We start from the raw sequence: 7,060 nt of genomic DNA, 5'->3' as shown, positions 1-7,060 counted from the left end.
TTGGAATAACAGTTTATTTTTCTCATAGTTATATTATACAATATAACTAAGGAAAAGTGGTCAATCTTGATCATCTTTTCCATTTTTTTATATAAAAAAGTCAGCTAACTCTTATGAGTCAAGCTGACTTTTTTGGTGCCTATTTCCCGACAGCCCCTTCCTTTTAGATAGAAGCCTTAAATCTCGACGGAGACTTTGTTAGAATGTTTAATTACCACAGCCTTTAAAAAATGACTTTGTCTACAAACTGTAAGGAGCAATTAGCTCCTTTTTTTTGTGGTAAAAATATAGAAAAGGGCAAAACTAAAAACAAAATACTAAAACTTTAGGAGGAATTGAAATGCTAGTCACATCGGATATCGGTAAACTAAAAAAAGTGGTGGTCCATAGGCCGGGGGAAGAGCTAGAATACTTAACACCTAAATATTTAGAAGAGCTATTGTTTGATGAAATTCCTTGGCTAGAAAGGGCTAGGGAAGAGCACGATAAGTTTGTTCAAATCATGAGAAATGAAGGGGTAGAGGTACTATATATCACCGATTTAATGACAGAAGTATTAGAGAAAAAACCAGAGCTTAGAGAAAGTTTTATAATCGATCATTTGGATTTAAGTCATATCGCTAATCCTACTACTAGAGAGACAGTTTTCCATTATTTAATGGAAAAGGATAGTAAAGCAATTGTGGAAACTTTAATTAGGGGATTAAAAAAAGACTATGTTCAAACCTTGAAAAAAAATAAGTCTTTAGGGGATTTGACAAAATACAATTTCCCTTTTTATTTAGCTCCTTTACCTAGTATGTACTTTACTAGAGATCAGGGAGTAACTATAGGCTCCCATTTCATAGTAGGATCGATGTTTAATGATACAAGGAAGAGGGAAACCCTATTTATCAAATATATTTTAGAACATCATGAAGCCTTTAAAGGGTTAGAAAAGGGGGTAGATATCGAAATACCTCCAGGCTTAGAAGGTGGAGATGTTATTCTGATATCAGAAAATACAGTCATTATTGGTTTAAGTGAAAGAACTACCGTTCAAGCTATTGAGACTGTTGCTCAAACTATTTTAGTTGATAAAAAACTTGTAAAAGAAATTATTGTGGTACAGATCCCTCCTAAAAGGGCATATATGCATTTAGATACAGTTTTTACCATGGTAGATTACGATAAGTTTTTGATGTACCCAGGAATTAAAGATAGGATATTTACATATATCCTTACTCCAGGGAAAAATGGTGTAGTCCAGGCTAAAAGTGAAAAATCTTTGAAAAATTGTCTGGAAAGGTCTTTGAATAGAAAAATAAACATTATTTATTCTGGGGAAGATGACCCAATTATTGCAGCAAGGGAACAGTGGGGAGATAGTACTAACACCTTAGCAATATCTCCAGGAAAAGTGCTGGTTTATAATAGAAATACAGTAACAAATAAACAACTTAGAAAAGAAGGGATCGAAACATTAGAATTTGAAGGTTCAGAACTAGTTAGGGGTAGGGGAGGACCTAGGTGTATGTCGATGCCCATTAGTAGAGAGAAGATATAAATGGAGGAAGGCCTCCATTTATTCTTTTCTTAAGGGTTCACTTTATGATAAACTAATTATAGATTAGTTAAGGAGGATGAATTTTTATGGAAAAAAGAGCTTTGGTCACATTAACGGTGGCTGAATCCAAAAGGCTTATAGCAAAAGGGGTGGCAAATCTACCTCAGGTACAGAAAGCCTTAAAGAAAGGGACAGTTATTATAGCCGGTGGTACTACTAATGGTTACATAGTGGAAGAACTTACAGGTAAAAAAATAGAAAAAGATAAGTATACTGCTGGGATTGTTGTCCAAGGAAGGGGTTGTGTAACCCCACCAGAAGAGAGGATTGCACCTGTAGTAATTGAAAAAGGTGAAGTTGTCGATAAGCCATGGACCGATGTATTACCCCAATTAAAACGGGGCGATGTTTTTATTAAAGGTGGCAATGCCTTAGATTTAGATGGTAATGTAGGGGTAATGGTAGCCCATCCCCAAGGAGGAACAATAGGGGCAGCCCTACCTATCTTAGTAGCTAGGGGTATAGATTTAGTATTACCAGTGGGTTTGGAAAAACTAGTCCCTTCTGTAATCATGGCTGCAAAAGAAGGGGGAATTGAAAAAATTGATTATTCTTTAGGAATGCCCTGCGGTTTAGTACCAGTTTCTTATGGGCAGGTAGTAACTGAAATACAGGCTTTAAACAGCTTATATTCTGTAGATGTAATTCCTTACGGTAGTGGTGGAGTTGGAGGCAGTGAAGGAGCACAAACTTTATTGATAATTGGTGAAGAAGAAAATGTTAAAAATGCCTTAGAATTTATTAAAAAAATAAAAGGAGAACCACCTTTAAAAGGATTAAAACAAAAATGTAAATGTGGAAAACCTTGCCATTATTTTATAGATTAAGGAGTTGATTAAAATGGCCAAGGTAGTAGTAGTTGGCAGTATTAATATGGACTTAGTTTTTAGAACTGAAAAAAGGCCTGATTTAGGAGAAACGGTAAAAGGATTAGATTTTAACCAGTTTCCAGGGGGTAAGGGTGCTAATCAAGGGGTTGCTGCAGCGAGATTAGGGGCAGATGTCCATATGGTAGGCAAGGTTGGTAAAGACCCTTATGGACAGGAGCTATTAAACTGCCTTAAGGGGGAAGGTATAAATATAGATAGGGTTAAATATGGCGAAAAATCCACCGGTCTAGCTAACATTGTTGTAGATAAAGGGGGACAAAATACCATAATTACTATTGAAGGGGCAAATGGAGAAGTAAGTCCTGAAGATATAGATGAAGAATTGTTTTCCCAAGGGGATATCGCTTTATTTCAGTTAGAAATACCTAGAGAAACAGTAGTACATGGAGTAAAATTGGCAAAGAAAAGAGGGGCTACAGTGATTTTAGATCCTGCTCCTGTAAGGGAGTTGCCCTTAGAGATATATCAATATATTGATATAATAAAACCAAATGAAGGAGAAGCCTTAGCTTTAACCAAAGAGCAAGATATCAAGTCTGCTGCAGCTTGGTTAAAGGATAAAGGGGTAAAAAAGGTAATAATTACTTTAGGAGAAAAAGGGGCAGTATTATTTGCCGATAATATTCAGCAAGGGTTTTCCGCTCCAAAAGTTGAAGTGGTAGATACCACTGCAGCAGGAGATAGTTTTTCTGGAGCCTTAGCCCTAGCGTTATCCAAAGGGGAAGAACTAGAGAAGGCTATCAAGTTTGCAATAAAAGTGGGGAGCATTACAGTTACTAGATTAGGTGCCCAAAGTTCCTTACCGTATTTAACAGAAGTTTAACCGTAATTTAGGAGGTAATTTTCATGAAAATAATTTTAGATGTAGATCCAGGAATAGATGATGCTATGGCTATCGCTTTAGCCCATAAGTGGCCCGGGGTAGAATTGTTAGGTATTACTACGGTAGGGGGTAATTTACCTTTAGAAAAAACTACCGATAATGGAGGAAAAATTTTAAAGCTTTTAGGGGCTAATTGTAAAGTATATCCAGGTATGGCTGAACCTTTATTTAGAGAACTACATACAGCGGAAAATATTCACGGACCGACAGGTTTAGGCTATGCCCAGTTACCAGACGGTAAAGAATATATTGCTGATAAGCATGGAGTTGACTTTATTATAGAGCAGGTAAATAAATACCCTAAAGAGATAACCCTTATTGGGGTAGGGCCATTGACAAATATTGCAATGGCCATAAAAAAAGACCCTTCCCTTGCAGAAAAGGTCAGAGAAATTTGTGTAATGGGGGGAGCTGTATTTACTCAAGGTAATGTTACCCCCGCAGCTGAATTTAATATTTATGTAGATCCTGAAAGTGCAGAAATAGTTTTTAACTGTGGAGCGGAAGTGATCCTTGTAGGTTTAGATGTCACTTTAAAGGTTTTATTGACAAAGGAACATTTAGAAGTAATTAGAGAAAAGGGAGGAGTTTTAGGAGATAGTATAGCAAAGATGACTGATTTTTATCTCCAAAGGTATGTTGATGGCAATAAGTTACCTGGTTGTGCACTCCATGACCCTTTAGCAGTGGCAGTTGCTTTAGATAAATCTTTAGTTAAAATGGAAAGGATGTACGTTGGAGTAGAAACTAAAGGGGAACTTACAAGGGGTGCTACGGTTGGCGATAAACTTTCCCGATTTAATAAAAAAGCCAATGTTTCCCTTTGTACCGAAGTAGATTCCGAAAGATTTCTAAAAACTTTTTTAGATATAATTTTAGATACAGCAAACTAAATTTAACATTCTTCCAGTATCTTTTCCTTCTCTCCGAACTGAAAAGAATCTTTCGTCACAATAATTACAGATATTTAAATCAATAAAGCTTCCTTTAAAACCAGCTTTTTTTAAGTTGTGTTGGGAAGCTTTTTTTATATCGACACTATAATATTTCCCTTGAGGGTTAATTATATCTTCAGGATAATTATATTTGTTAATAAAAATATCCTTTAGGTACTGATCATGTTGGATATAACAATTTCCACAAATTCCAGGTCCATATACTATCTGGATATCATCTAAATTACTTCCCATTTGAATTAACTCATTTAAAATTTTCACTTCTAAACCTTCTACAATTCCCCTCCAGCCACAATGGGCTAGCCCTAGGAAGGATTTCTTTTTATCATGGATGATAACAGGATAACAGTCGGCAGTAGTTATACCTAAATATAGATTTTTTTCAGTTGTTATTAACCCGTCCAAGCCTTGGAGGTTTTGTTTGTCGGGATAGACCCCTTCACCTCCATGGGAATTGTCAACTTTTATAAATTCACTTCCGTTTTTTAATACAACCCGGACTATTCTATTTAAGGGAATACCGGATTCTTTAGATAAGGTTAAGTAATTATCCCAAACCTCCTTACCTCCCCTTTGATAAAGCATGTTACCACAGCCTTTAGTTGTAGTTATAATATCTAAACCATTTTCCATAAATCTAAAATATTTTTCCATTTTTTTTACCTCCCTAATATAGACTAACTTTTAAGGGTATATTAAAATATAAATAGATATACATAGTATATTATATTAAAAGGAGGTCATTCAATGAATAAAACAATTATTTCCACAAAAAATGCTCCTGCAGCAATAGGGCCTTATTCACAAGGGGTAAGGGTAGGTAACTTCCTTTATACTTCAGGTCAAATCCCCTTTGATCCCCAAACCATGGAGTTGGTATCAACTGATATCAAAGAGCAAACAAAGCAAGTAATGGAAAATTTGAAAGCTATTTTAGAAGAAGCTGGAACCAGTTTTGATAAAGTAATCAAAACAACAGTTTTTATTAAAGACATGAATCAATTTGGTGAAATCAATGAAGTTTATGCCCAATATTTTGGTGAAAATCCACCGGCAAGGTCTTGTGTAGAAGTGGCAAGATTGCCCAAAGATGTAGGTATTGAGATCGAGGCTATTGCTTTAGTAGACTAACAAAAGGGGAAGAAGGGTATTTACCTTCTTCCTTTTTCAAGTTTTTACTCATCTTTATCGTACATTTATTTTATTAAAATTTTGCAGGAATATTTGATTTTTGCTAGAATATACATAAAGTTAAAAACTATGTAAAGGGTGAAGGAAATGACAAAAATTAAATTTGGAACTGATGGTTGGAGAGGGATTTTAGCCGATGACTTTACCTTTGATAATGTTGAAAAGGTAGTAAAGGCAATTCTCGCCCATGTTCATTTTAAAGGAATGGGAGATAAAGGCTTAGTGGTAGGCTATGATACAAGATTTTTAGGAGAAAAATTTGCTCAACTTGCCACTAAATTAGCAAATAGTTGGGGGATAAATGTTTATTTAACAGATAAACCGACTCCTACACCGGTAATAGCATATGGTGTAAAAGAGAAAGGGGCTGCAGGGGCGATAATGTTTACTGCCAGTCACAATCCTCCAGAATATAACGGGATTAAGTTTATTCCCCATTACGCCGGTCCAGCTACTTTAGAAATTACTAAAGATATTGAAAAACATCTACATAATCCCCAAGATTATACTCCCCAAGTGGAGGGTCAAACTACTATTTATAATCCTTGGTTAGATTATAAAAGGCATTTGACATCCCTATTAGACTTAGCAAAACTTAAAGGATTAAAAGTTGTAGTAGATCCTATGCACGGAGCAGGGGCAGAATATTTACCATCATTATTAGAAGAGGTAGGCTGTGAAGTAATAAAGATCAATACAAATAAAGATCCATACTTTGGAGGAAGTTTACCGGAACCAAATCTGGAACATTTGGAAGGATTAGTTAATAAAGTTAAAGAACATAATGCCCAATTAGGTTTAGCTTTAGATGGTGATGCTGATAGATTTGGGATAGTTGATCATGAAGGAAACTATTATGTACCTAATCAGTTAATACCATTGTTGTTCCAGTACTTAGCTGAAGAAGATAGTACACAAAATAGGGTGATCCGAACTGTAGCCACCACCCACCTTATAGATAAAATGGCAGCAAAACTTGGGTATGAAGTGACAGAAACCCCTGTAGGTTTCAAATATGTTGGAGAAGCTATGGAACAAGGGGGAGTTTTGATTGGTGGAGAAGAAAGTGGTGGTGCTAGTATTCATGGCCACATACCTGAAAAAGATGGTATTTTAGTAGATTGTTTAGTAGCTTTAATGGTAGTAAAGAAAGGGCCATTAAAAGAACAATGGCATGGTTTATTAGATGAATACGGTAATTTTATAAGTAAAAGATTAGATTTAAGGGTACCGGAAGAAAAGAAAGAAAGTATTTTAAATAACCTTAGAGAAAATACCCCTACTGAAGTTGCAGGTTTAAAGGTAGTATCAGTAAACCGCATTGACGGAACGAAAATGTTATTAGAAGATAACAGCAGTTGGGTACTTTTTAGACCTTCTGGTACAGAACCCCTCTTAAGGGTATACATTGAAAGTAATTGTCAAGAAACCTTTGACAAAATAGCCCAGTGGGCAAAAGATTACTTAGACGTAGAGTAAACTGAAGGGAGCCATAGGCTCCCTTCAGACTGAAGACAAACTATAGACAAAGTCA

The 7,060-nt window shown here is 35.7% G+C and carries 7 protein-coding genes; 6 read left to right on the top strand and 1 reads right to left on the bottom strand.

From position 1 onward, the window contains the following. Window positions 1-340: 340 nt before the first annotated feature. The 4 genes from BMX60_RS11255 to BMX60_RS11240 all read left to right on the top strand — a co-directional run bounded on the left by BMX60_RS11255 (window position 341) and on the right by BMX60_RS11240 (window position 4,272). Window positions 341-1,546, top strand: a complete 1,206-nt coding sequence (locus BMX60_RS11255) for an arginine deiminase (RefSeq protein ID WP_177159803.1) — start codon at window positions 341-343, stop codon at window positions 1,544-1,546. 86 nt (window positions 1,547-1,632) lie between these two features. Then, window positions 1,633-2,433 carry a hypothetical protein gene (locus BMX60_RS11250; RefSeq protein ID WP_091351537.1) on the top strand — a complete coding sequence of 267 codons (801 nt, stop codon included), beginning with the start codon at window positions 1,633-1,635 and terminating at the stop codon, window positions 2,431-2,433. Between the two features lie 13 nt (window positions 2,434-2,446). Beyond that, the gene (rbsK, locus tag BMX60_RS11245; RefSeq protein ID WP_091351536.1) at window positions 2,447-3,319 is read left to right on the top strand and encodes a ribokinase; all 873 of its coding nucleotides are present in this window, start codon (window positions 2,447-2,449) and stop codon (window positions 3,317-3,319) included. Window positions 3,320-3,342: 23 nt separating this feature from the next. Continuing rightward, window positions 3,343-4,272, top strand: a complete 930-nt coding sequence (locus BMX60_RS11240; RefSeq protein ID WP_177159802.1) for a nucleoside hydrolase — start codon at window positions 3,343-3,345, stop codon at window positions 4,270-4,272. Here the strand turns inward: BMX60_RS11240 and BMX60_RS11235 are convergent. Continuing rightward, entirely contained in the window at window positions 4,255-4,989 is a 735-nt protein-coding gene (locus tag BMX60_RS11235; protein ID WP_091351534.1) for a purine nucleoside phosphorylase YfiH/LACC1 family protein, read from the bottom strand. The genes BMX60_RS11240 and BMX60_RS11235 overlap by 18 nt on opposite strands. Before the next feature lie 93 nt (window positions 4,990-5,082). Between BMX60_RS11235 and BMX60_RS11230 the strand changes: the two genes are divergently transcribed. Then, window positions 5,083-5,466, top strand: a complete 384-nt coding sequence (locus BMX60_RS11230; protein ID WP_091351533.1) for a RidA family protein — start codon at window positions 5,083-5,085, stop codon at window positions 5,464-5,466. 147 nt (window positions 5,467-5,613) lie between these two features. Further along, entirely contained in the window at window positions 5,614-7,005 is a 1,392-nt protein-coding gene (locus BMX60_RS11225) for a phosphoglucomutase/phosphomannomutase family protein (protein ID WP_091351532.1), read from the top strand. Window positions 7,006-7,060 lie beyond the last annotated feature (55 nt).

The sequence above is a fragment of the Anaerobranca gottschalkii DSM 13577 genome, from assembly GCF_900111575.1.
GTDB lineage: Bacteria > Bacillota > Proteinivoracia > Proteinivoracales > Proteinivoracaceae > Anaerobranca > Anaerobranca gottschalkii.
The sequence above is the reverse complement of the archived record's forward strand: the minus strand, read 5'-3'. Positions and strand labels throughout refer to the sequence as shown.

What these genes read in the sequence shown, in the direction of transcription:
- BMX60_RS11250 (WP_091351537.1), top strand. Translation starts at nt 1,633, where the DNA reads ATGGAAAAAAGAGCTTTGGTCACATTAACGGTGGCTGAATCCAAAAGG.
- BMX60_RS11240 (WP_177159802.1), top strand. Translation starts at nt 3,343, where the DNA reads ATGAAAATAATTTTAGATGTAGATCCAGGAATAGATGATGCTATGGCT.
- BMX60_RS11255 (WP_177159803.1), top strand. Translation starts at nt 341, where the DNA reads ATGCTAGTCACATCGGATATCGGTAAACTAAAAAAAGTGGTGGTCCAT.
- BMX60_RS11225 (WP_091351532.1), top strand. Translation starts at nt 5,614, where the DNA reads ATGACAAAAATTAAATTTGGAACTGATGGTTGGAGAGGGATTTTAGCC.
- rbsK (WP_091351536.1), top strand. Translation starts at nt 2,447, where the DNA reads ATGGCCAAGGTAGTAGTAGTTGGCAGTATTAATATGGACTTAGTTTTT.
- BMX60_RS11230 (WP_091351533.1), top strand. Translation starts at nt 5,083, where the DNA reads ATGAATAAAACAATTATTTCCACAAAAAATGCTCCTGCAGCAATAGGG.
- BMX60_RS11235 (WP_091351534.1), bottom strand. Translation starts at nt 4,989, where the DNA reads ATGGAAAAATATTTTAGATTTATGGAAAATGGTTTAGATATTATAACT.